Raw genomic sequence first — 25,685 nt, 5'->3', positions numbered from 1 at the left:
TTTTACGCCGATTTAAACCCTTATTTTGTTGCGTTGCGGTGGCCATGTTGGCAGGCGAAAACACCAGAGCAATACCAGCAACAATTTTTGGACATCGCCGAGGTTAATACATGAAAAGATGGACATTCACCGCACCAGAAATAACCCAAATAGAGCAACAACATGACCAAATCGATTTTTTGGCGTTGGTTTACGCTCGGATAAGTTGGGGCAACGCGCCCGCCACATGGGCGCAATGCGACGCGTTATTAACACAACAATGGGCGTTAGCCACGCAGTATGATATCGACGACTACGACGCGCAGTTGTTGTTTATCGAAGCCTTGTTTTATTACCCCAAAGGGGGAGAACAGGCCGAAGGTGTTGAGTGTTTAATGGCGAGCAGTTCCGCTTGATGACCGTTGCAGCCATAGATAGCCTTGTTCACCATGCAAATATTTATAAAATAGAAGGAGAGAGTTACCGTAAAAAACAAGCGTTAAAATCAAACCAAGAAATCGGCCAAGTTAATTGACGCCGATCGGCCAAAGTAGTTGACGTCTGATACCATGAAAGCCAATTAAAGAATAGTAAGTATTTAGAGGCTTACAAAGATTCACCTTATGATCTAGAAATGGCGAAAGGTGCAGGACAGCTTGATTACCGAACTTTTGATTTATCTGTTCTTGAGTATTATCGCAATGATCCCCGCTATTCATATGAGACTGATTCTATTCATGGCTCAATATCAATTGAAGATGAATACTTCCAGTCGAAATCTGTTCCTGAAAGCGATCAAATTCTTCTAAAAACATTTGGCTTTGCTTACGATAGTGACTACTCACGATATGTTGCTGTTTTTCTAAGGTATTTATCGGGTTTAAGTAGCGAACATCAAAAGGTTTGGGCTGCTAAAGAAATTAAAGGAGAGATTAAATTACATCCGGACTACTACGCTACAAGCATACAAGCATACAAGGGTCTTGGGGTACTAGGATGTCAATTTTTCAAGCGTTTGTGGAAGAGCTAGAAATAATAAATAAAATGAGTGAACTCATTGGGAAACCACAATTTTTTAGAAACTCATATTTGCAAGAAAGACCTGTTAAGTTTGGTTTTTTACTAAGGCCAACTGAATCTGAATTTAATAATTTTGTTTTATTGCTAGACAAAATGATGTCCGACAATATAAATAAAAAATTCTTTGAAAAGGACGTCCCAGTTGAATCTGAAGAAGAAAGAGCGGATGGTAAAATTGTTGTTAGATCTATGGGCACAATACAAATATTTGAAGCCTGGGTTAATAAGTATTTTCGACCTCAAGATCCCAAATCAATCAACGACATGTTTTCTACTTTTAGGAAAGTCAGAAAGTTACGCCAAAAACCTGCACATAGAATAAATGCAAATGTATTTGATCAAGAAATCTTTAAGCAACAAAGGCAATTAGTTATTGATGCTTATGACAGTGTAAGGACTCTACGAATGATTCTTGCCAATCATCCCGATATTAGAAGAAATCCACCAGATATTAGTGAAAGGCTATTTAAAGGTGAAATTTGTGATATGTGATAAAAAATTTGTCCGTTTTTTCGGGGGGAAATCACGTTATACAAAACTTCACTTTTGAGCTATTCATCATGGAGCATTGTAATTAAAGAGATATGCACCTATGGAATGCGGATATCTCTTTACTGTAGAGTTTATGGTTTATTAAATAAAATTATAAACTCTTTATAAGTGTTATTTCTCAAAAACCTTTCTAAAGTTAGCGATGTTCTACTTCTAAAATAACCCAGTCCTTTTTTCTTAGCCGTAAATGTCTTCCCGCTTTTCCATGCCTCGTAATACGATAGGTACATTGGTGTATAAATAGGATGAACGTCACGACCATGGCCTGTTAATATGTAATTTGGTCTTGTACCAGTAAAATCTGCTCGTCCCATCGTTGCAACTTCATCAAAATATGTGGTAGCCATCATGATTGCATCCATTTTTCCTTTTGAAAACTCACCTTCCGCATTACTATACTTTTCCCAAAATTCTAATGCTTGTGCTCCATCTCGTAATACAGTTAAAAACATTGCTGCCATAACTGATGCCGTAAATGCCTTAAGATTTAATTTTGTGCTCTTATCTATTGTCTTTAGGGTATGACAGGCGTATTGATCGGTTTTGTGAAAATTATATAATTTTTCATCTGGCATCGAATTATTATTATTAAACGCTACTTCAATAGCTACCTTTACGCCTGTTTTCTTCCAAAGTTTGGAAGTAGGGGCATAACCAAAAGCATCTCGCAGAGATGAAAAAAGCTTGTCTTTACCTGTTTCAACTGCTTTGTTTGAGTCATAAGCACGGTAAAAGTCTTTTGCTTGTTCAATATCGTCAACAAAGTAAACGGAGCAAATTAAGTTCGGTGGCGCATCAAGCATATCATTATCCCACAGATAACTACGGGTATGCCCATCTAGTTTCATTTTTTCAAACATATCATCAAGAACCATATTCAATACTTCTTCCGCGGTTAGTGCAAGAGTGTCAATGGTTTCATCTATTAGTAACGCAATAGACACAACTGTGTGCGCTGGGTGGGGGTGGCGTAGATGGCCTTTACCTTTGTTTGCTTTTAGGGCTCGTGCTACAGTATCACGTTGGACAGGGTTGTCTGGAATAGGTAAAAACTTTTCTGTGGGGAGTATTATAATGGCAGGAGTTTGATGCGAATGCATCAAATGGCTGATAGACATATATTTATTCCTTTTTACAATTGATCTATGCAATTGATTTTTATGCTGTCCACATTTCTTTTACAAGGCTCGACAGTAATTGACCTTGAATTTCAAACAGATTTTCTTTAATAACATATTCATTGTCAAGAAATTATCGAAATGTTTTTGTGTCTTTTGTAACAAGGCATTTAAACGGACTAAAACTGTGGGGTAGCACATTATAGCCCATAGTTTTAGTCAGCTTAGTATGGCGTTGAGGCTGTAGAATTTATCCCAAAAGAGCGTTTCACGCTCTTTTTCCAATTAAGTTTTATTGTATATAAAACGTACTTATTTGTATTGGTCGTCTGTGATCTAATAGATATTATTCGCTCAGAGTTAAATGTGATGGCTAATTATAAACCTGATATGTCCTGTCAAAGTAAATCCATTCCTATTGATTTTTCACGACAAATTATACCTGGTACGTTTGAATATGCACTGTCTCATATTGTTGATAATCATCTCGATTTAAGCACTTTTGATAGCTGGTACAATAATGATCGTCGTGGAGCGGCTGCCTATCCGCCTCAATAAACCAATTTACCACTTAACTTCACCCTTCTATCACAAAAATATAATCATTTATTGAATATCAAGTATATGTGAATTACAGTGGTTTTTTTCACTAAAGAGAGTTGGGAATTAGTTGTTCTAGGGTCTCGTTAGTTTTCCAGTAATTGATCTCTTAGTTCAAGAGCAAAGGATTATAAGTGAAGGTAACTTTCCACGAAAAAGTAAAACCATCTGACCTTCCTAAAGATGCGATAGCAAATACGTATATATCATTTATGAGCATAAGCGATGTAAATGCCTGTGCCAAAGAGCTTTTATTAGAAATATCAGATACATCGTGGATCAATGCACTGAGTCCAGTAGCAAAAATGTCGTATGAATCTACAGCTAAAGAAACAATTCATAAGTTAGTTGAAATATTCAAATCAGTTGATAATCAAGTTACGAAAGATTTTGGTGAATTTATGATTTCAATGGGTTCTGGTCATTATTTGAAGGATAAACATAACCATGTTGTTTTACCATTGTCAGAACTATGGAAGGAAAAAATATCTAATAATCATGGTTTTGATTTTCATACTCTAAGTCCTAGTTTAAAGTTTTCGTTTGGTGAAGCTAAGTACGTGAGTACAGGTAATTCATATACCACAGCTGCAGAACAGGTGCATAGGTTTTCCAAAGAAGGAAAAGATAAAAGGGATGCTGTACATCTATTACACTTTGCAGATCCAATTGCTATAACCAACTTAAATCAAGATAGAAAGGGATATATATTGGCTTTTTCGATCAACTCAAATGATTACGAGAAAATTTTAAAAAATGCACTAAATAATGTAGATGTAAAATCGCTTACAAAACGTTGTGATGAGCTTTATATTATTGGAGTGAAAGCATGATACCCGTAGACTTAATTAATACAAAAGAGCCTGGAAAGCTTCTTAAAAATGTGTTGTTGAAAATACATGATAACGGGCCTATACAACCACGAGACTTAGAAATATTATCATACTTAAAATACTTCCACTTTAATGTTTTTTCAGTAGAAGAACCAAGGATAATGTATCTTCTTGGCTTGTTTTATAAAGTTTCAGCGCCTCAGGATCTTTTATCTTTTTCATATTCAATATTTTCTAATTCAATAAAAAATGAGACTGGGCATGAATTTACACCTGTTCAGGCGAGTATACGTAACAATATTATAAACAATAGGTATTTTTCATTTTCAGCCCCCACAAGTGCGGGGAAATCATATCTTTTCAGAGAACTTATTTATAAAGAATTAAATGACATAGTTATTGTAGTTCCTTCGAGAGCGTTAATCGCGGAATATATTTTAACTATAAGAGAAATGCTTTTAGATAGAAAAGATATCTTAATTCTGCAATTTATTGATAGTGTAAATATATTAAAAACTAGTCGTAAGATATTTGTTGTTACTCCGGAAAGAGCTTCCGATATACTTAAACACCCAGAAAAATATAACCCTTCCCTTTTTCTTTTTGATGAGGCTCAAATTTCGGAAGAAAAAATAAGAGGGGTTAGCTTTGATTCTTTCGTAAGACGAGCAGATAAAGCATTCCCTAAAGCAAAAAAAGTATTTGCACACCCATTTATAAAAAATCCAGAAGCACAATTAGCCAAACATTCTTTCAAAGAAAGCAGTTCTTCCATTGCCTATCAGCAAAATACAGTAGGAAAAATATTTCTTGGTTACGACTCAAATAAAGGTAAATTTGAATTATTTTCTCCTTTTGTAAAGGATGCTCATTTATTGAAAAATAAACTAGCTTTCAATAAAGATATTCTTGAGGAAAAAATAAAAAATGGTGGTAGTGCACTCATTTATATTTCTAAATCGTCTATATATGACAAAAGTTTCGAGACGGATTTTGAATTATATATAGGATATTGTGATGAACTCACTGACCCTATCGCACTTGAGATAATTGATGAAATAGAAGATTTAATTGGAGCAAAAGAAAGACGCTCTGAGTTGATAACGCTCATGAGAAAAGGCGTGGTAATCCATCATGGCTCAGTGCCGTTAGTTGTTAGGTTCTTAATTGAAAAGTTTACTAACTTGGGATTTGCCAAAATATGTTTTGCAACATCGACTCTGGCCCAGGGGGTGAATATGCCTTTTGATATCGTTTGGATTGAAAATATTAGGTTTAGTGGATCAAAAGAAGATCAGACGCTAGGTATTAAAAACTTAATTGGCCGCGCTGGTCGTAGTACAAATAAAAAAAACTGTTTTGATTTTGGTTTTGTAGTTGTGAAGAATATTAAAAACTTTGTTGGTAAGCTTAATTGCGAATCGACTTTATCTGTAGAATCTCAACTGGATCAAAGTTTAAGTAATGTTGCTGACGATCTAAAAGAGTTCATTGATGCAATTAAAAACAATTCAATTAATGAAGAATATGGATTGCCAAGATCAAAAACAGATAGATTGAAGTCAGAAAAAGCTCATCAAAGTTTAAAAATAATCTTAGACTTTCTATTTGTTGATGGGAAAATAATGACGGGGGAGTATTATCGTAAATTAAATAAAAAACAGAAGAGTAAATTAAAAAACTCTCTTGCTGAAGTGTTTGAACTATCACTTGGAAGAAAGCTATATATAGGTGAGAAAACCGTTTTATCAGCGTCTATTACAATTTTACTATGGCAAATTCAAGGAAAAACATTTAAAGAGCTATTAGGATTTAGGTATAGTTATTTAACTAATCAAAGTAAGCAGAGAGAGCTTAGACGAAACGTGAAAAATGGAGAGCTGACATCCGAACAAGCCCAAAGAAAAATTGATGGGTTATCTATTACTTATTCTGCCATACCTTATTCGTTACCAAATTCAAAATTAAAATCATCATTGCCTTCGCGATTTAAAGGGAAAAAGATGGGGAAATTTAATTATGATTTAGTGGTTTATGATACCTATGACTTTTTAGATAAAGTCATATCTTTTTCTTTATCTGATTTATATACGGCCGCTTTTGACCAATACTTCATTAAAACTGGTGATTATAGATCTAAGATGATGGTTAACTATTTTAAATATGGTACAAATGAAGAAGTGGAAATTTGGTTAATGAGATACGGGTTTTCAATTGAAGACGCTGAAGTTATAAAGCCATTCGTAGAGAGTATTAGCGAGGATGAAATAGTTTTTTTAGAATCAATACATGAAAGTAAAAACAAAAATATAAAAATAAAAGTTGAACATTATATTTAATTTAAATTAATGGGTGAGCCTAATCGCATGATTATTGGTTGCAAAGAGAAAAGGTGCCTGCATTACTAACTGTTTATGTGAGTGTATGTGCCACATCAAAATATTATTCACATAGAGAAAGTTATGCCAAACTGTATGGAACGAAATCCGGTCAAATCCATGATTATTTATACGTTGGCTGTAATGGGTTCAACTTTGGTCTTTTAAAATTTTATTTTGGATAGAAATAAAGTTAACTTATATAAAGCACAGGTAAGTAATGAACAAGCAGTTAACCGAGCGTTAGAAGTAAAAGTCAGTGTTCTTGAATTAAAGATATCTGAAGTTTCAGATGCAAATAAACAACATTCTGGTGGGAGAGCCTAAGTTAAGTTCGATATGTAAATTCTCTGATAGTTTTATAAAAGATCAATCATTCACTGACACTTTAACTTAAGTGACAATTGGCGTGCTAAATATATCCATCAGCAGAAATATATTTACTAGGAAAAGAAGGGGAAGAAATAAGTAATGTAAGGCCCGGAAGTTCATGGCAATATAGTTAGAAAGGTAAAAATTATAAGATTATTCTTAATATAGCCGAATGGATTGGCAATGAACTTCAGTTTCGGAGCTAGAAATCAAGTAAACACATTCAAAGATCTGATATGGGAGATTGTATATTTACACCCTCCTGCTTGTGGCAAAAGCATCTTGGTAAGTTAAATTGCATAGCACTTAATACATCATGCTTCAGGTAAGTACTCTACAAGATCTTCAACCTTACATTCAAAATAAGCACATAGCTTGTCGATGTTTTCAGAATTGGTGTTATAGCCTTTTTTATTCACCATTTTTGACAACGTCATACGGTTAACATTACAGGCTTTCGCTACTTCAACCAGAGTAATATGCCTATCTTCTTTAAATGATTTTTCTGCAATTAACTCTCTCAATTTAAAACGAAGCATACTGTACCTTTTAGAATGTGTAGTAACTAGTCAGATGAAATTCAGACATTAATAGTTAATATTAACTTAGCTTTTCAGCTACGTCGAGCTTACTTCGTTATCTTTTAGATAACGTTCTCATTATGGTTGTACAACAATATAAATGATAATTTAAAGTATCACTTGATTATTTTTATAATCGGGCCTATTGTTTAATTAAGTTATCAAATGATAACTTAATTAATCGCATTATAAGTCTGGAGGTTCATTATGGAAAATACCTACTTAACAACCGAGCAACTTGCGGAGCGTATTCATTACACTGCAAGAACTATTAGAAATGAATTAATTGATAGTTGCTTATTCGAAGGGAAGCATTATATTCGCCCATTTGGTCGTCGTAAAATATTGTTCATTTGGGAAAATATTGAGAATGAGATGCTTGCTAATAATGACGACTCAATTGCATTAGCATCTTAAGGGGGGACTTATGGCAAAATTATCAGTAAGAAAACCCACTAATAACCTTTATTTCGATTTCATTCATCAAGGCATGAGGTATCGAGAGCAAACAGAGTTACTCGACAGTAAAGCCAACCGCCGTTTGCTACAAAAAAAACTGGATATTTTAAATGCAGAATTGATAACGGGCACTTTTGATTATGTAAACAGTTTTCCGGAGAGCAAAATAGCAAGGCGTTTAAGTAAAGAAAGCCTTGAAGCAGAGGCGATACAGTCCTCTGCTTATTTATTCAAAAATTTCATTGTTGAATGGATTGAAGAAAATAAGTTGCATTGGCGAGACTCACACCTTGTTAATATTCAGAGCATGATAAACAAATATTATTTACCCATATTTGGCGAAACGAGGGTCGATCGCATTACTCGTGCGGAGTTACTAAAATTTCGGACATCACTCTCCAAAGTACCCGGAAGAAATGGCCGAATATCGTTATCGAATAACCGAATTAATAAGATCATGAACCCATTAAGAAGAATATTTGAAGAAGCAGCCGACCGTTATGACTTTAACACTCCTTTTGTGCGCATAAAAATACTCAAAATACCTAAAAGTGATGTATTGCCATTTTCATTAAAAGAAGTGTCATATATTTTAGAGAATGTACGTCCTGATTATCAAACTTATTATCTCACTCGTTTTTTTACAGGCATGAGAACCGGTGAAATTGATGGCTTAAAGTGGAAGTTTGTCGACTTTGAACTGCGTATTATAAAAATACGTGAAACGGTTGTCGCAGGAGAGGAAAGCTATACTAAAACAGATGCATCTCAACGTGATATATCGATGAGCCAACCCGTTTATGATGCACTCGTTCAGCAATATAAAATTACAAATAATATGTCTAAATTTGTCTTTTGTAATAAAAAGGGTGAATGCATTGAGCATAACAATGTGACTAAAAGAGTTTGGTACCCTTTATTAAAATACCTGAAATTAGAAAAACGTCGCCCATATCAAACAAGACATACAGCAGCAACACTATGGCTTGCGTCAGGAGAGTCTCCAGAGTGGATAGCAAGACAAATGGGCCATTCAAATACCGAGATGTTATTTAAAGTTTACTCTCGCTATGTTCCTAACCTCACTAGGCAAGATGGAAGTGCAATGGAAAAACTATTGCGTCAAGGATTGGAGTGTTCGTTATGAGTAATTATCAAGAAATTCAACCTTATTTAATATTTGAAAAGTTATTTAAAGGCCAATTTATTCATGGCATATACCGTCTGGCGGGATATTTATTGTTACAGGATAAGAAACAACGACCTTATTGGAAAATGATATTTTCCGATGTGCATGGGTCAATTTGCATGTATATGTTTAACCAACCAAGTGAAATTGAATATTTAGGAAATGGTGTATTTGTTGAATTAACCGGGGAAGTTAAAACCTATGGAAAACAACATTATATTGAAATAATAACACTGAAAAGAATAACGCTTCATCAAATTACGGATCAAATCGCATTGGTTAATTTACCTGCTAATTATTGCCCGGATCCAAATAACCTAATGCGTTTGTATAACGTATTATCTATGATTGAAAATAGATCATTGTTGCACTTTATAGCTGAAGTTATTGTGCCTATGGATATATGTATTCCATTTTTACAAGCACCAGCAAGCTTAAATTACCATCATAATTATGCTGGTGGCTTACTTGCACATACAGTCGAAGTCGCCGAAATTGTATCTAGGTTGCCATTACAGACAAAGATTGAACAAGACTTGGCGATCACGGGAGCCACTTTACATGATATTGGAAAAGTAAAATCTATCGATGGAAGAATGAGACGTTTAGAAACAGGTAAATGGGTTGATCATAGTGCATTAACATTGGAAGTTTGTGCAAACGCGCTATCAACACTTGAAAAAACTAATTCTTTATTCACGAATATTCTAAGAAATACCTGGACGTGTGCGAGCCCAGCAGCTCGATATGGCTATGAACCTAAAACAGCAGTGGCAGAAGCGGTGCAGATGGCGGATAGGTTTAGTGCTAAAAAGCATTAATGATGGTTATCCTTTATTTAGAAATTAGCATCATATCGACCATTTTCTCTGATCAAGGATTAAAATAAGTCATCTGTATTTTTATTAATGGAGGCTTGAATAGCCACATTAAAAGCAGTTAATACGCCTTTAAGTTTTGTGGGTAAATTAATCTTTTCAGAGTAATGAAATTCAATGTCAACGACCAAGCGTTCAAGTGCACAATGCAATACCTGCTCTTCAAACTCACAAGGGATATCAAGAGTTGCAACAAAATTTTGATTATTACTTACATAATGAAATTCAGCATTACAATTATCAATCAACTCTGGTTTTGTGATACGGCAATTAATCGCTGAAGTAGACTGCTCTTCATAAACATTCCCATATAGTTCGGTTTTTTCAATGTATAATTTACAGTTGGAGTCGGTCGTTAGTGTAACACTCTGTGATGCTAGCTTGGATAATGTTGCCTGCATTTTTGCCGGCATGTTACTGTGTTCTATATTGTATTTAATCGCTTGTTTTTGTAAACCTTTAGCAAGAAAATTCAAATAACAATCGACATCTTGTAATTTAGATCTTAGCGTATTAATTAAATAATCGTCAAAATTAATTGTGTACATATCTTGTTGAACCGCATTTTTAGTGTCTTCATATGAAATAACGAGCGCTTTATTTTCAAGTGAGAATTTTAGTTTATCTTTTTCTTTTTTTGGTAATAACAACAAGAGTAAGTTCTCGATTTGAGAGGATAATAATGTAAAATTATCAAACATGATTGTTTCACCAATTTCTATTTTATCGTTTTCTAATTTCAAACACTTAAATTCAATTCGTATACTCATTAGCGTCTTCCTTTAAAGAAAAAGTAAATACTGCGATTAAAAATAAACAATGGGTGAAGCGGTGATCATTATAAGATCTTCTAGAATAGTGTTTTTTAGAATTAGCGATAGCAACAAACTTAATATGATGCCCTTTTCTCAAGCCAAAAGAGCTACGAAGGGTGGTTAATTTCTTTTTTATTATTGTTTTGTACCCTAACTGATATGCAATCAAAACCAGCTCATGTGTATCTTGATGACTAACGACTATTCCATATCTTTTATCAAAAGAATCGATAAAAATATGAGATAGGTAACGAAGTTGCTTATGCGTTAACTTTGCTGCTTTTTTTAGTAACGCCTGAAATTCCGATTGATGAATATATTGAGAAATAATATCGGTTTTTTGTTGGTTATGACTAAAGGATAGGTATTCAGAGTTAGCTAAAATACGAGTACCGTGATAAGCGGTAATTTTCTGTATTTCAATCGTTTTATTAATTGTAGATTGGATCTCAGCATGTGATAGCTGGTACTTATTCTCTATGTTGATAATTGAATAGTTATCCTCTGTCGCTCGGATGATGCGCTCGATATTATTAAAACAATGGTAACAACAAGTAGATGAGCTTAATGTCATGTCAGAGAGATTAACAAGTGCTCGTTTAGGCAGTATTATTTCTTGGAAATCACCATCATGAAAAGAAAGTCGCTCGATTAATGGTTGTAAACCATATTGAGCACTAGTACCTCTTTGTAAAATTTTATTTACATTGGTTCTTTCAATGTTTATTTTGTTAGCAAGAGACGGGATACTAATGGCTTTAAAAAGTTGTTTTTGATCCTGTGCGAGCAACATTAAATCGAGGCAATGAATGTAATTACTAAGTGTTGTTTTAGGTGTTGAATGGCCCATTGCTAAGGATATTGCGTATAACGTATTTAATCTATGATGAGCTGTCGACAATAGTGTTTTTGATAGCTCCTCTATAAATAACTTTTTATTGTTAGATCGTGACCAATGATCTAATTCACGCCGTATAACTTTGGGATACTTTAGTTCGACTAACGTCATGAGAAGGTAGTTAGCAAAGCTGTGTCTTGCATTATGCAATCGTATTGTAATATCGCCTGTCGCGATTTTTAGCGCTTCTGTTACGCGTTTAATATGCTTAGAGCGTTCAACTAGACACTGAGTATTATTCATATCACAAAACAACCAATTATTTTGTGTCGACAAGTTCGATTTAGCCTCGTCTACCAGCGTTAAAATGATCTTTTTTTCAACATTAGATAATAAGCACTTCACCGGAATTCGGCGATTAGATCGTAACGTTTTTAATCGATGACTCACTTGTGTTCTGACATGAATGATCCAGTTATTTATATCTATATCTGCTGTTTTTAAATGCGTAGCTTCACCCGATCGTAGCCCTGCTCTATAGCATAGAATTAATAGCACTTGATTAAGGCGTTTATCTCTCGCGGTACAGTCGTTATCATTCTCTAATAATAGCAACGCACTTTCATACTCTGGCATCGAAATAATATTGGCATTAATACTCTGGGCTTGTTTATCAATATTAGGCTCTACTTCATACCAATCAACACTTTCTAAGCCAAATTGATTTTGATGAAAATGATGAAACTGCCTAAATGCAGAAGCTCGTTGTGGGCGATCTTTAATTGCACGTGCATCCAGTGCCTTTATATAAATCTCTGTTAATTCATCTGTATTCATCTCTAAAAAGTTTTCTTCTATGGCCTGCTCTAATAATGGTTTTCCAACGTTAGATAAATATGTTTTTATTGTCGCGGGAGCGGTGTGTTTTCTATTCTCTTTTCCAGGCCTCTTAGACACGTCAATTAACCAAAGTAGGATAAGTACCATTACATTATCAATATTCGAAGAGGCAGGGATGAGCGCCGATAGGTTGTTGTCATATACCGCCCCAATATGCTCTGCCCAAATAGAAATGAGTAAACTTTCTACTTTCAACTTAGTGGTTTGTTGCGCGTTGATCATTTTATAAAGTGCACGATGTAATTTTCTCATCAGTAAAAGTGAGCTAGAGAAAAGATCATTACGTTCTAAAAGCACTCTGTTTTTTATATGGGGTAAAGGTGTTTTTAACTCATTCTCAGCATTTCGCTCTACTTGTAATGTTCCCTGCGATAGCCATCGCACAACACTTTCTGGCGAAAGAGAGGTGGTCATAATACGTTTGGCTTTATGGGCATCTAATAACGGAATATGGTGTTCATTACGCGCACCCTGTAAAAACTGAGTTAATCGAAAGCTACTCGATAAAAATGATTGCGTTGGATCACAAAGGGTAATTGAATTTTTTATTTTTAGTAAAATGGAATTTTTAAGGTATTTATTAATAGCTTCGACACTTATGTCCTGCACTGGGATCCGATTAAGGCATAATATTTGACTGATAGAGTCGATGAAAATATATTGTGGAGTTATTTTTGTGCCTAATTGATACCAAGTAATACCTGTCTCAATATGATGCTGAGGTGCACATTGAATTTTTGCTAATATTTTCTGAGTTAAAGGCGCTTCAACGTGACTATTAAGTGTAAGACTTAACCATAACTTACCAATGTAACTAATAGACTCTGTTTCATCGTCACTGGACAGTAACCATTTATTAATCATCTCTGTTATTTTCAAAGATTCGCTCATTACGACTAATACATCATTCTCTACACTGATTGAATATTCCTGATTTATAGTTGAAATCCAACGGTTGTTTTTGGTGAGTTTGTATAGCCAACGATTTATCCAATAAAGCCTTCTTTCTAATGAAATATGATTGTGATGTTCAGCACGTACTAATTGGTCAATTTCATCGATAGTTTGCTTCCTTTGCTCTATATTATGCAATTTATCAATATAAGGGGTAATGATCTCTTTTGCCCACTTTATATGTGTACTTATTTCTCTATTTTCACTCCTTCGAAGGTGCTCTGCTTGGTAATATTCCCCTCGTTTTCCAATCGTGGGTACAAGCCTTCCTTTGGGTTTTGTTACAGCAATGAGCTGAAAACCAAGTGTTTGTAATGATTTCTCTATTATATTTTTGGTTGATTTTAGATCTGATAATTTCAAACAAGAAAAATCGGCCAAAATATGTGAACCATTACTTACATGGCCCATAAATGAGGCACTAAAAGCACCATTAATTTCAGCAGAGAGTATTGAGCAGAAATAATGACGTAAAAAATTACCAGGCAACACCATTTCAGGAGAAAGATATGCTTCTATCTCTCGATGACCAATAACTTTAATGCGATCATGGTTGATCAAAAATAAGAAAGGAGAATTGTAGATCTGGTCACTGTTAACTTTAGCGAGAGCTTGTGAAATAACATCGAATTGTCTTAATTTACGCGCAAATGAAGCACAGTGAGAACGATAAGCGCTGATTTGTTCCAACACTAGATCTGCAAGCGGAATAATACGCACAGCGCTATCAGCATAATTGATTTTATCTGTAATGACGATATAACCTAATTCTTCGTTAATCGTAAAATCACAGAACCCATATTCACAACGAATTCTATGGCCAGTCGCTGCGAGTAACATTAACGACAAATAACAGGCAAAATTATTGTGGTATGAAATCAGCTTATTAAATTCATTATCTTGTACCACTGCACTAAATAGTTCAATTTTCGTTGTTAAAAAATCATTAAACATTGCAACATTAATGGCAAGTTCGCTACCGATATGATGATCTGCCATATCTTGTATTTCAGGCATGCTGAATTGAAAGTCTTCAAGAATGGTTTTATAGTTATTCTGTAAGCTGATCGCGCTATCAGAAAGGTAATATAATACAGTTGGTGAATGATATTCATAATTTCCAAGAAGTAATGCTGCGTAACTCGGGCCAAACCTTTTTGTTGTTTTTTCAAAAAAAGCCCCTCTTAATGTGGCAGGGGTGATCTTCCTATATATCGTGTTATTTTTTCGATTAAAAGTAGCTAAAAATTCAGATAACTGCGTCGAAGCACATTGAATAGAGCATATTTCATCAAGCCATTGCGAATGATTAACGGCTAAACTTCGCAATGCTAATAACACTTCTTTTGGTAACAATAATCCAACGTGATCTGCGTGCTGATACAGTAATTTTTTTTGATCGCCATTTGCGGTAAACGATTCAGGCATTTTTATAGATCGTCTCCACCAAATTCCCGATGCGAGCTCAATGAGGTTATCTACATCGAGTGGCTTTACAACGTGAGTGATAATCTTAAAGTCGGATAAACTATCAAAGGGTTTAGACGTTATCATTAATAACGTTGCATAAAGCGCTAAAGGACGTTTTATCTCGTCATTCAAATTTGTTTTGAGATAACGAATAAGTGCTAATTCTTCATGTTCACTTAATGCATTACTTCGCCATGGTAGGTGTTTCAGTTCGATAATTGATAATCTATTTTGGTTTATAAGATGTGCTTCTTTCGTACGTCTATCAAATACAATCCCTTGTATTGTTTCTAATTCAACTGTTTCAATAAGAGCATTGTCTATTTCAATATCTAAGCTGTTAGTAGGGGTATAGTGAATTTTATCATTTGTTTTATAACCTTTATGCACAACGGAATTTTTATGCTCTTTATTTAGGATCGTATCTTTGCTTATTCGAGTTGATCTCTTTGTCATCGAATGATTATATTTAGCATGTTTACTTGTTGTATTCTTAGATCCTCTGTGAACGTTATTTATCTGCTCAACTGTTGTAATATTGAGACTTTCTGTCATGAAGTCTCGCCATTTGTCTGAAAGTTGACGCTGGAATGCAATACCACTTTTCTCGATTAATAGGTCGAAGATATACGGTAAAATATTATGATCTAAATTTCCCAAAGGGATCACAGTGTGGAATGAACTTTCCCCACTGATCCGTTTTCGTAACTCATCACTGGTATGTTTTACAAGGTCATTATTAGACTCTATTTTTAGTAATATGAGGAAAATAAGATGCTGAACAAAGAGTAAGCTTTCTTGGAGTTCGTTAGTTAATCTAGAGGAGAATGATTGGCAATATAATGCAGGAAGAGGGTATTCTAAAAAACGCCCATATATTGGATTTTTACTGGGAAATACGTGAGAGAAAACAAAATCCTTATTGAATAATATTTTATTTATTATCTCAATATAAGTGTTTAATTCTTTTTGTATTTGCTCAGGCCATTTTACTTTTTTAGCCACGCGCAGACACTCAGAAAAACGAATAACAATAAGATTAAAGCCAGTAAGCTCAGGAGTGGGTTTAAGAACACTCAATATTTTACTAAATATTGCTAATTCATTTTCGGATAAAGAACTGGTTACTTTTTTAAAGTTAGTATTATTAGTAAAGCTACTTTTCATATAACCTCTCACAGTTATACCAATGGAATTTATTTAGTTACCATGTATTGCGCAGAAAAAATTAACACTAGTAAAGCGTGAGTTGTAGGAGATAGTTATTCTCACTTCAAAACTTACAACGCGGGTAGGGATAATTTCAACAATAAAAAGGGACTTCTTCTTTAGTTCCGTTGGTATTATATCCGCTCATAAGATCAAATATTCAATGTGATCTTATTATTGATATAAGCTCCCATTACATAAAAAGTCAATGTGCTCTGTCACTTCCCGCTTAAATTTAACAGTAAGTAAATAATGCATCCCTAAATAGAGTGAGACATTTTTTTTATCTATTATTGGTTTGTGATTAATGTAAATTAAGATCGAATAAAAGGTATTAACAGGGAAGTTAGTCACATTTAACCTCGAAAAAGCGAAGGTCAAAAAGGGACTTTTTTATCTAAAATAATATTTCAAACAAATCGTAAAAAAACAAAATTGTCACCCCCAAGTCACATTGATGCAATTTTAGAGTTTAATATAAAAAAACTAAGGGGATTTATCTTTAAGAAATTAAGAAAGTGGATGATGTTGAGTAGTGTTGTGCATAATAGGCACTTTGTTATTTTCTTCGGGATATATGATTTAAACTAAAAAAAGAAAATGTTTCCATTTAAAAACAGTAGGTTTGATAAAAGTTATTAATTTTATGACCGTCGGATTTTAAAGGCTAATTGTGACTAAGTTATTTTTTGATAATAAGGGGGGGAATTACAAAATTGGTTGCGAGAGCAGGATTTGAACCTACGACCTTCGGGTTATGAGCCCGACGAGCTACCATACTGCTCCATCTCGCGTCCGGATTTGTTTTTTGCGTATTAAATTATTTATCAAACATTCTATAAAAGAATTGGTTGCGAGAGCAGGATTTGAACCTACGACCTTCGGGTTATGAGCCCGACGAGCTACCATACTGCTCCATCTCGCGTCCGTGTTTGTTTTTTTCGTATTAAATTATTTATTAAATAAATATTCTATAAAAGAATTGGTTGCGAGAGCAGGATTTGAACCTACGACCTTCGGGTTATGAGCCCGACGAGCTACCATACTGCTCCATCTCGCGTCCGTATTAATACTTTACGCTGTAAAACTGACATTCATATGATGTTGATAATATGAATTAAATAAATTGGTTGCGAGAGCAGGATTTGAACCTACGACCTTCGGGTTATGAGCCCGACGAGCTACCATACTGCTCCATCTCGCGTCCGTTTTATTACTTATCAAGTTATTGTTTCTTCTCTCTAAGTGGCGCGAATGATATACAGATCACATAAACTTGGCAAGTGTTATTTCATTTGTTTTTACTATTTTCGTTTATTTGTTGATGTTTTAAGCTCTTGCGCTGTTTTTTATGAATTTAAGCTATGTAGCGAGTTACTTATTCTTTTAATCTAAGTGATAAGTAACTCGATTAAGATTAACTTTTACCAAGAGTGGCTTTAAAATCATCATAAGAGAAGCTGTTTAGTGTTTCAATCGAGCCATCGACACGTTTAAAGTAAATGCTGGGCATTTTTAGGCCATTAAACCAATTAAGTTTGACCATGGTGTAGCCTGCACTGTCTAATAAATGTAATTTTTGACCTATTTGTAAAGGGGCATCGAATTGCGTTTCACAAAATTGGTCACCTGCAAGGCAAGAGCAAGATCCAATCACATAGGGATATATGCCATTAGCCGAAGCCTCTTTAACGCTGGCGGGTTCATTATAAATAAGAGTATCTAAGCGGTGCGCTTCGGTTGCACTGTCTACAATCGCTGTTTTCTTGTCATTTTCGACGATATCAATGACACTGACCACTAGATCTGTTGTGCGCGTGATGATCGCTTCACCGGGCTCTAAGTAGAGTTGCAACTGATGTTTTTGTGCAAAGTTTTTAAGCGCCATCCCCAACTTTTCAATAGGATAATTAGGATAAGTGAAAAATATTCCTCCGCCTAAACTTAACCATTTTAATTTATCAAGATATTCACTAAAGGTCGTTGAAATATGATCTAAAATAGCGATAAAAGCATCCACGTCTTTATTTTCACAATTCATATGAAACATAAAACCATCTACTTTATCGGTGACGCTTAAATCTAATAAAGATTGTTTTACACCTAATCGAGAATAAGGGCGTGCGGGATCTGCCAGATCTTGTCCTGCTTGGCTACGCTCTGGGTTAATACGCAGGCCTAGTGAGGCGCTTTGCTTAGTATTATCATAATGAGCATCGAGTTGTGACAGTGAATTAAAAATGATTTTATCGGCCATGTGTTTAACATTTTCAATATCATTTTTGGAGTAACCGACACTATAAGCATGCGTTTCACCCCCGAATGTTTCATAGCCTAATTTTACTTCATAGGGACCTGAGCTGGTGGTGCCGTCTAAATAAGGTTTTATGGTCTCAAAAGTACCAAAGGTTGAAAAACATTTTAGGGCTAAGACCAGCTTGACCCCTGAAATCTCTTTTAATCGTTTGGCTTTTTCAAGATTCTCGATGAGTTTACTTTCATCAATCATAAAATAGGGTGTGTTTAACTGTGTCGTTGTTGGTTGCATACTGTTCCTGTTTTACGCCATTGAATTGTTTTATATGTAGCATGAGATTACTCATAAACTCATATTGGGACATTTTAATATATGTGCGAGAAGAGATCTATTTTCAGGTGTTATTGAGGGCGGCGATCAAGAGTGCGCTCTGTTAAGAGTCGACACTCTATCAATGTTGGCTAAATAGCGTCTAGCTCTTGTATTTCCCAGCTTAGGCCGATGCGAGGCATCAACTCAAGGAAGTGATCCGGGTTTAGCTGTTCCATATTAAATAAGCCTTTATCACTCCATTTGTTTTGGAAGTAAAGTAGGGCTGCTGTGATAGCGGGAACGCCAGTCGTATAAGATATCGCTTGATGTTCAACTTCAAGATACGATTCTTTATGATCGCAAATATTGTAAATAAACACACTTTTAGCTTTACCGTCTTTTTTACCACGTACCCAAGTGCCGATACACGTTTTACCGACATAACCTGAAGCAAGAGAAGTTGGATCCGGTAAAATGGCTTTAAGTACTTTTAAGGGCTCAACAGTAATACCATCAACGGTTGTGATTGGATTTGGGCTCAGTAAGCCAATGTCGCGCATTACATTAAAGTAATTTAAGTAACTGTCAGAAAATCCCATCCAAAACTCAATACGTTTAGCGGGTAAGTATTCTGCCATTGAGCGCACTTCATCGTGTGCCATTGAGTATACTTTTTGTTTGCCTACCACGGGGAAGTCAAATTCCATCATGCGACTATGGCAAGGTACTTGATGCCATTTTTTATCTTCGTAATAAAATGAGTCGCCTTGGATCTCTAGCATATTTGTTTCAGGATCAAAGTTAGTTGCAAATTTTTGACCGTGATCGCCTGCATTAACATCCATCACATCAATACTGTCGATTTCATCAAAAAGATGTTTATGTGCATAAGTTGCAAAAACGCTTACTACACCTGGATCAAAACCTGCGCCTAAAATGCCGGTAATACCCGCTTCTTTAAAGCGATCTGCAAATGCCCATTGTGGGTCGTATGCTTCAGGAACTTGTTGGCCTTCACTACAAAGATCGGTTGCAACAGAGGTATCAAGATAAGCTGTTTTTGTTTGTACACACGCTTCCATGATCGTTACGTTAACCCAAGGAGGGCCCGCATTAATTAAGAGATCAGGTTTAACTTCATTGATCAATGCGACTAACGCTTCAACATTATCAGCATCGATAGTGACTGCGCTGATTTTTTTAGTCTGATCTTTTAAATTATTACAATTTTTAATTGAGGTAATAATTTTTTCACATTTAGAAATAGTACGTGAAGCCAGTGTAATATCACCAAAAACATCATTGTTTTGAGCACATTTATGGGCGATAACCCAGCCAACGCCACCGGCGCCAATTTGTAAAACAGACATAAATTAAACCTCTTTCTGTAGTTGTATTGCAGTTGACTTTATTTTTTCTAATAAAGGCGCAAAATCGTCAATTGTTAAACATGGGTTTAACAGTGTAAATTTAAAAAATAGTTTTCCGTCTACTTTTGTTTCAGCGATAACCGCGTCACCTCGGGTGAGCAGTTGCAGACGAATTTTTTGATGAAGCTGATTAAAAACGACATCACTCATAGTACCTTGGTCACTTAAGCGAAACAGCACCGTTGAGAGAAGGGGCTGACAACAAAGTTCAAACTCAAGGGATGACTCGATAAGTTTGGCAACCTTTGTTGTTAGATCTAATAAAGTGTCATACATTTCGCCTAACGTTTTTGCACCGACAGCTTGCAACGTCATAAACATTTTTAAAGCGTCAAAGCGTTTAGTGGTCGCAATGCTTTTATCCACTAAATTTGGCAATTCATCGCCTTCACGGTTCAGATAATCTGCATGGTGTAATAAGCTTTTAAAGTTTTCTTTATCTTTAATTAAAAGCGCACCACAACTGATCGTTTGATAAAATAATTTATGAAAATCAACACTCACACTGTCGGCAAGCTCTATGCCCGCTAAGCGCTGTTTATGTTTATCACTCAGCATTAACGCGCCACCGTAAGCGCCATCGACGTGTGTCCAACAGGCTGCTTTTTTAGCGATATCAATGACTTTTTTCAAATCATCAATCGCGCCATGATCCGTTGTACCGGCCGTTGCAACAATCGCAATGGGTAATAAATCTTGGGCTTTAAGTGCATCAATGGTCATTTGCAGTGCTTGGCAATCTATTTGCCCTTGCACATTGGTTTTAACCGTGACAACCGCGCGTTCACCGAGTCCCATTAAGGCAGCTGACTTTTGCACCGTAAAATGGCTTTTATCTGAGCAGATAATACGCATTTTATGGCCATACTCAGGTAAACCATCTTGTTGGATATTATGTGCTGAGTGTTTTTTTGCAAAGCAATCTCGCGCCAGTAATAAGCCCATTAAGTTGCTTTGCGTACCACCGCTGGTAAATACGCCATCAGAGCGTTCACCTAATTGATAGGTTTCACACAGCCAATCCACCATAATTTGTTCAACATAGGTTGCAGCTGGTGCTTGATCCCATGAGTCCATTGATTGATTGAGTGTGGCAATAAAATGCTCTGCAAGCACCGAGACAATAAGAGGCGGTGTGTGTAAATGCGCCAAGGTATGTGGATGCTGTACTAAAATAGAATTTTTAGCAACCAACTGCTTCGTTGTCTCTATCACCTCGGCAAGCGGTCGAACATTATTTAAGTCAATCGCTTCAAGTTGCGCTTTAAGCGCTTCTGGCGCAAGGCCTGAATAGGGCATATGACTATTTTTAAATAAGTCTTTAACCGTTTCATGGGTTAACGCCATCGCATCTTCAAAAGGGCGGTTTTTCTCGCCTAAATGCATAAAGTATTGTGTATAGCTCATCTTAATCACCTAATACAGAAGAAAACGCGCTTGCAAGCGTGCTCAATACAAAATCAATTTGTACTTCACTGATAATAAGTGGCGGTAAGAAGCGTAGTACCGCGCCTTGTCTGCCACCTTTTTCAATGATAAGTCCACGCTCTAAGGCTGCGCGTTGAATAAGCGATGCAAGCTGCGCATCCGCTTCTGCTTGACCGAGTTTATTACTTATCGTCGGTTTGACTATTTCCATGGCGTTCATTAAACCACGACCACGTACATCCCCAATTTGTGGGAATTTCTTTTGTAATTGTATTAAGCCTTCACGGAGTTGCTCACCACGTAGGCGGGCATTTTCAGTTAAATTATCACGTGCAATTATTTCTAATGTTTTCGCGCCACTGGCCATCGCTAATTGATTACCACGGAAGGTGCCCGTATGCTCACCTGGATTCCAGCAATCGAATTTTTTATGGTAGAGGATCACAGACATTGGCATCCCTCCACCAATGGCTTTAGACAAGATCAAAATATCAGGCTCAATACCCGACGCTTCAAAGGCGAAGTTATCACCAGAGCGACCAATACCACATTGAATTTCATCAAAAATCAATAAAATACCATGCTCTGTCGTAATACGGCGCAATGCTTGTAGCCATAATGCAGAGGCGGGAATAACGCCACCTTCACCCTGAATAGGCTCAACAATAATGGCGGCGGGTTTAGTTATTCCACTTTCATCATCACATAATACAGACTCTAAATAACGGATCCCTTGCATTGCACCCGCTTCGCCACCTAAGCCAAATGAGCAACGGTAACTATAAGGAAACGGAAAGAAATGCACGTCAGACATTAAACCAGTTCGGCGCTCTTTTGCACTTAAACTACCGGTTAATGCGAGCGAGCCATTCGTCATACCATGGTAAGCACCATGAAATGCAATCATCGTATTACGTTTTGTATATAATTTAGCGAGTTTAATCGAGGCTTCAACGGCATCTGATCCAGAAGGACCACAAAATTGAATACGGGCATTTTTTGCAAAATTTGGCGGTAAAAATTTCATCACTGCTTTAATAAAAGCATCTTTACTTGGCGTCGTGAGATCGAGGGTTTGATAAGGCACGCCCGTGTTAAGTTGCTCGATAAGCACTTGATTTATTTCACTGTGATTATAGCCAAGCGCCAGCGCGCCAGCGCCAGCTAAACAATCGATATAAACTTGTCCTTTGGTATCTTCAACAATAACGCCACGCGTTGTCTTGATAGCAATCGGGATCCGTCTCGGGTACGATCGCACCTCTGATTCATAATGCTCTTGGCTGAGCATAACGTTATCTAGCGTTAAATCATAAATTGTATCGATCACTGGCACTTCTTGAAAGTTGTTGATACAGGTTTGGGGTGCAATATTTAAGACGTTTTGCATAACGGGATCCTTAGTGTTTAAAGGGTATCCATAAAATGGAACTAATATAAAGGGAATACGTTTAGGTTAACCTAAAAGTAAAAATAGAGTGGTGTGCCGTGCTGTTTTTAGCTCAAGGCTCAGTCGTAACACCTAAGCAGCGCCTATAGAAGAAGCTACCTAGATTGATAGCATTTATCAAATGAGAGAGTCGATAATAGACAAAGATAAACAAAATGATCATATCGAACTCCTATAGATAAAATTTGGCATTAAAGGCGCGCATTCTATCATTGATTTTAAAGCTGACAAGTGTAAAAAACAGGAAAAATACAAAGAAAATCGTAACGTGTTGATTTGGTGTTTTAAATTTATTTTTTAGATTAAAAAACAAGCGTTTAATAAACGTTTTTTTCTGAGTGCAAATTTATAAGTATTCAGACTGTTAAATAGGGGGATAGTACGATAAAATTCGTCTTTTGAAAAAGTTGGAAAAGGCTTTCATGTGACAGAAACAAAACAAGTATTAGTTGTTGATGATGATAAGGATATTCGAGAGTTACTGGCCGAATATTTAACAAAAAACAATTTTTCGGTGATCACTGCGGGTGATGGGATCGAGATGGATGCACATCTTGCACAAACTGAGCCTGATCTGATCATTTTAGATGTTATGTTACCCGGAGATGATGGTTTTATACTTTGTCAGCGCATTCGCCAAACGTCGATGGTGCCTATTATTATGTTAACGGCTAATTCAGATGAATTAGATCGTATTCTAGGCCTTGAAATAGGCGCGGATGATTATATTGCTAAGCCGTTTAGTCCACGAGAACTACTGGCACGCATTAAAGCGTTATTAAGACGTAATCACTTTGTGAATGAACAAAGTAAAAAAGTGGTAAAAGATCGTTATTTTCTTTTTGCAAATTGGAAGTTAGATACTCAAAACCAGAATCTATTAAATGCAGCCGGTGAAGTGATGCCATTAACTGGGGCTGATTATCAATTACTTTCTTTGTTTCTTGATAATTTAGACAATCCCATTTCACGTGATGAAATATGCCGCGCGTTACATGGGCGCAATGCTTTTGCAAATGAACGGGGGATTGATGTGCATTTGAGCCGTTTACGTCAATGTCTTGGTGACGATGCTAAATTTCCTAAAATAATAAAAACAGTGCGTGGTAAAGGTTATCTTTTTATTGCCAGCGTACGCACTGAAAATTAAAAATGATGATGAAATTGTTTAATTTTCGCAATATGTTTCACTCATTGATTTCGCGCATGCTACTTTTGACCACGCTGTCGGTTATCTGCGCACAAATTATGAGTAGTTTTTTTTGGATGAACCAATTCGCTGCAAAAGAAGAAAACTCCATCTTATTGAATGCCCAAAATGTATCTGAAAATGCATTAGGGACGATTTCATTCTTTCAAAAGTTACCTTTGCAATACCGTTATTTGGTATTACAACAATTACGAGATTTAGGGGGAAGTCGTTTTTTTGTGTCTTTAAACCATGAAGAAATAAAAATCAACCCAATAGCCGATAGTGAGTTAAAAGAGAAGATATTAAGCACGGTAGAAACGGTGCTACGGCGACGCATCCCTGCATCACAGGAATTACGCATTGAGTTTTCTCATCCTGATGATTTACACGTCATCAAAAATGATATTTTATTGAAAGATTTACCGCCCTCATTAGGGGCATATTCGTTGATCATCCCCTCGATAAAACCGCCCATATTAGTCATTCAAATTAAAATAGCAGACAATGAGTGGCTTTATTTAGGGACTATTTTACCGCCTCCTTATTTATTAGGCGAAAAAAAATTAATATCACAGCAACAGATAGTTACCTTAGCGTTTACCACTTTAATATTGCTATTAGTAACTTATTTCTTTTTTGATTGGCAAACAAAACCGTTAAAAGAATTGGCATTGTCGGTTTCTGAAATGAGTATCGACTTAAATCAAGCGCCATTAAAAGAGCAGGGGCCCTCGGAGATCATTACGGCGACGCGTGCCTTTAATCATATGCAACAAAAGTTGCAACGCTATCTTCGCGATCGTGAGGTCTTATTTCGATCTATTTCTCATGACTTAAAAACCCCGATCACGCGCCTGCGATTACGCGCAGAATTACTCGATTGTAATAAACAAACCGAATCGTTTAATGATGATCTCGATGATTTAGAGATGTTGGTAAAGGGGGCGCTGCAGACAGTGAAAGAAACGGATATACATGAAAATATCCAAGAGGTTGATTTGTTAAAATTATTAAAACAGATCAGTAGTCCGCAACCCGATAAAATCAAGATCGTATACAAAAAGGTAGCGTTATACCGAGGAAAACCTTTTGCATTAAAACGTTGTCTCGCAAATCTCATCGATAATGGCATAAAATACGGCACACAGGTTGTGGTACAATTTGTCGACTCAGAAGATGAACTGCAAATTATTATTCAAGATAACGGCCCCGGTATTCCGAAGAAAGAATTAGATAATATATTCACACCTTATCGTCGTCTGCACCATGATTTACAAGGACATGGGCTTGGCTTAGGTATTTCACGTAATATTATCCACGCTCATAATGGCTCGTTACATTTAGTTAATCGCGAGGGCCGAGGTTTAGAAGTGATCATTACTTTACCTCGCGTCTATAAACAGAGATAAAA

The 25,685-nt window shown here is 36.0% G+C and carries 20 protein-coding genes, 4 tRNA genes and 1 pseudogene; 13 read left to right on the top strand and 12 right to left on the bottom strand.

The window, feature by feature from the left end:
- Positions 1–110 precede the first annotated feature (110 nt).
- The 4 genes from PCNPT3_RS08555 to PCNPT3_RS14280 all read left to right on the top strand — a co-directional run bounded on the left by PCNPT3_RS08555 (position 111) and on the right by PCNPT3_RS14280 (position 1,551).
- Positions 111–395 (top strand): hypothetical protein, encoded by a 285-nt coding sequence (locus tag PCNPT3_RS08555; RefSeq protein ID WP_015465481.1) that lies wholly within the window; start codon positions 111–113, stop codon positions 393–395.
- Positions 368–514, top strand: coding sequence for an ATP-binding protein (locus PCNPT3_RS14170; RefSeq protein WP_156801520.1), 147 nt, complete (start codon positions 368–370; stop codon positions 512–514). Before PCNPT3_RS08555 ends, PCNPT3_RS14170 begins: the two co-directional genes overlap by 28 nt.
- A gap of 99 nt (positions 515–613) precedes the next feature.
- The gene (locus PCNPT3_RS14285) at positions 614–1,009 is read left to right on the top strand and encodes a hypothetical protein (RefSeq protein WP_051043795.1); all 396 of its coding nucleotides are present in this window, start codon (positions 614–616) and stop codon (positions 1,007–1,009) included.
- Positions 976–1,551: a hypothetical protein gene (locus PCNPT3_RS14280; RefSeq protein ID WP_015465479.1), complete on the top strand. Its 576-nt coding sequence runs from the start codon at positions 976–978 to the stop codon at positions 1,549–1,551. Before PCNPT3_RS14285 ends, PCNPT3_RS14280 begins: the two co-directional genes overlap by 34 nt.
- A 131-nt stretch (positions 1,552–1,682) precedes the next feature.
- Here PCNPT3_RS14280 and PCNPT3_RS08545 read toward each other — a convergent pair whose 3' ends face one another.
- Positions 1,683–2,729, bottom strand: a complete 1,047-nt coding sequence (locus PCNPT3_RS08545; protein WP_015465478.1) for a hypothetical protein — start codon at positions 2,727–2,729, stop codon at positions 1,683–1,685.
- Between the two features lie 369 nt (positions 2,730–3,098).
- Between PCNPT3_RS08545 and PCNPT3_RS08540 the strand changes: the two are divergent.
- From PCNPT3_RS08540 to PCNPT3_RS14160, 4 genes and pseudogenes are all read left to right on the top strand, one after another.
- Positions 3,099–3,281 (top strand): annotated as a pseudogene (locus PCNPT3_RS08540) (transposase); the annotation flags it as partial.
- Positions 3,282–3,463: 182 nt separating this feature from the next.
- Positions 3,464–4,162 carry a hypothetical protein gene (locus tag PCNPT3_RS08535; protein ID WP_015465476.1) on the top strand — a complete coding sequence of 233 codons (699 nt, stop codon included), beginning with the start codon at positions 3,464–3,466 and terminating at the stop codon, positions 4,160–4,162.
- The gene (locus PCNPT3_RS08530; RefSeq protein ID WP_015465475.1) at positions 4,159–6,501 is read left to right on the top strand and encodes a DEAD/DEAH box helicase; all 2,343 of its coding nucleotides are present in this window, start codon (positions 4,159–4,161) and stop codon (positions 6,499–6,501) included. The genes PCNPT3_RS08535 and PCNPT3_RS08530 overlap by 4 nt, the downstream gene beginning before the upstream one ends.
- A 216-nt stretch (positions 6,502–6,717) precedes the next feature.
- Positions 6,718–6,867 carry a hypothetical protein gene (locus PCNPT3_RS14160; RefSeq protein ID WP_156801519.1) on the top strand — a complete coding sequence of 50 codons (150 nt, stop codon included), beginning with the start codon at positions 6,718–6,720 and terminating at the stop codon, positions 6,865–6,867.
- Between the two features lie 359 nt (positions 6,868–7,226).
- Here the strand turns inward: PCNPT3_RS14160 and PCNPT3_RS08525 are convergent, their stop codons facing one another.
- Positions 7,227–7,451, bottom strand: a complete 225-nt coding sequence (locus PCNPT3_RS08525) for a helix-turn-helix domain-containing protein (RefSeq protein WP_015465474.1) — start codon at positions 7,449–7,451, stop codon at positions 7,227–7,229.
- Positions 7,452–7,700: 249 nt separating this feature from the next.
- Between PCNPT3_RS08525 and PCNPT3_RS08520 the strand changes: the two genes are divergently transcribed.
- From PCNPT3_RS08520 to PCNPT3_RS13565, 3 genes are read left to right on the top strand one after another with little or no spacing between them, the layout of a single operon-like run.
- Positions 7,701–7,910 carry a hypothetical protein gene (locus tag PCNPT3_RS08520; protein ID WP_015465473.1) on the top strand — a complete coding sequence of 70 codons (210 nt, stop codon included), beginning with the start codon at positions 7,701–7,703 and terminating at the stop codon, positions 7,908–7,910.
- A gap of 10 nt (positions 7,911–7,920) precedes the next feature.
- Positions 7,921–9,099: a tyrosine-type recombinase/integrase gene (locus tag PCNPT3_RS08515; protein ID WP_015465472.1), complete on the top strand. Its 1,179-nt coding sequence runs from the start codon at positions 7,921–7,923 to the stop codon at positions 9,097–9,099.
- Positions 9,096–9,962, top strand: a complete 867-nt coding sequence (locus PCNPT3_RS13565; RefSeq protein ID WP_015465471.1) for an HD domain-containing protein — start codon at positions 9,096–9,098, stop codon at positions 9,960–9,962. Before PCNPT3_RS08515 ends, PCNPT3_RS13565 begins: the two co-directional genes overlap by 4 nt.
- A gap of 59 nt (positions 9,963–10,021) precedes the next feature.
- On the opposite strand, the gene PCNPT3_RS08505 is transcribed toward PCNPT3_RS13565, so the two are convergent.
- The 10 genes from PCNPT3_RS08505 to PCNPT3_RS14270 form a co-directional block, all read right to left on the bottom strand.
- Positions 10,022–10,789 carry a hypothetical protein gene (locus PCNPT3_RS08505; RefSeq protein ID WP_015465470.1) on the bottom strand — a complete coding sequence of 256 codons (768 nt, stop codon included), beginning with the start codon at positions 10,787–10,789 and terminating at the stop codon, positions 10,022–10,024.
- Positions 10,773–16,163, bottom strand: a complete 5,391-nt coding sequence (locus tag PCNPT3_RS08500; protein WP_015465469.1) for a site-specific integrase — start codon at positions 16,161–16,163, stop codon at positions 10,773–10,775. The genes PCNPT3_RS08505 and PCNPT3_RS08500 overlap by 17 nt, the downstream gene beginning before the upstream one ends.
- 759 nt (positions 16,164–16,922) lie before the next feature.
- Positions 16,923–16,999: transfer RNA gene (locus PCNPT3_RS08495), tRNA-Met, on the bottom strand.
- Positions 17,000–17,053: 54 nt separating this feature from the next.
- A tRNA-Met gene (locus PCNPT3_RS08490) sits at positions 17,054–17,130 on the bottom strand.
- A 58-nt stretch (positions 17,131–17,188) separates the two neighbouring features.
- A tRNA-Met gene (locus tag PCNPT3_RS08485) sits at positions 17,189–17,265 on the bottom strand.
- 67 nt (positions 17,266–17,332) lie between these two features.
- Positions 17,333–17,409 (bottom strand) — tRNA-Met (locus tag PCNPT3_RS08480).
- Between the two features lie 213 nt (positions 17,410–17,622).
- The gene (gene nspC / locus PCNPT3_RS08475; RefSeq protein WP_015465468.1) at positions 17,623–18,753 is read right to left on the bottom strand and encodes a carboxynorspermidine decarboxylase; all 1,131 of its coding nucleotides are present in this window, start codon (positions 18,751–18,753) and stop codon (positions 17,623–17,625) included.
- 170 nt (positions 18,754–18,923) lie between these two features.
- Entirely contained in the window at positions 18,924–20,144 is a 1,221-nt protein-coding gene (locus PCNPT3_RS08470; RefSeq protein ID WP_015465467.1) for a carboxynorspermidine synthase, read from the bottom strand.
- A 3-nt stretch (positions 20,145–20,147) separates the two neighbouring features.
- Positions 20,148–21,611 (bottom strand): pyridoxal phosphate-dependent decarboxylase family protein, encoded by a 1,464-nt coding sequence (locus tag PCNPT3_RS14275; RefSeq protein ID WP_015465466.1) that lies wholly within the window; start codon positions 21,609–21,611, stop codon positions 20,148–20,150.
- Position 21,612: 1 nt separating this feature from the next.
- Positions 21,613–23,022: a diaminobutyrate--2-oxoglutarate transaminase family protein gene (locus PCNPT3_RS14270; RefSeq protein ID WP_015465465.1), complete on the bottom strand. Its 1,410-nt coding sequence runs from the start codon at positions 23,020–23,022 to the stop codon at positions 21,613–21,615.
- 484 nt (positions 23,023–23,506) lie between these two features.
- Between PCNPT3_RS14270 and PCNPT3_RS08460 the strand changes: the two genes are divergently transcribed.
- The gene (locus tag PCNPT3_RS08460; protein WP_015465464.1) at positions 23,507–24,232 is read left to right on the top strand and encodes a response regulator; all 726 of its coding nucleotides are present in this window, start codon (positions 23,507–23,509) and stop codon (positions 24,230–24,232) included.
- A 116-nt stretch (positions 24,233–24,348) separates the two neighbouring features.
- Positions 24,349–25,683, top strand: a complete 1,335-nt coding sequence (locus tag PCNPT3_RS08455; RefSeq protein ID WP_232207353.1) for an ATP-binding protein — start codon at positions 24,349–24,351, stop codon at positions 25,681–25,683.
- The last annotated feature ends 2 nt before the right edge of the window (positions 25,684–25,685 follow it).

This window comes from Psychromonas sp. CNPT3 (genome assembly GCF_000153405.2).
Lineage (GTDB): Bacteria > Pseudomonadota > Gammaproteobacteria > Enterobacterales > Psychromonadaceae > Psychromonas.
This window is presented reverse-complemented; position numbering and strand designations above follow the sequence as displayed.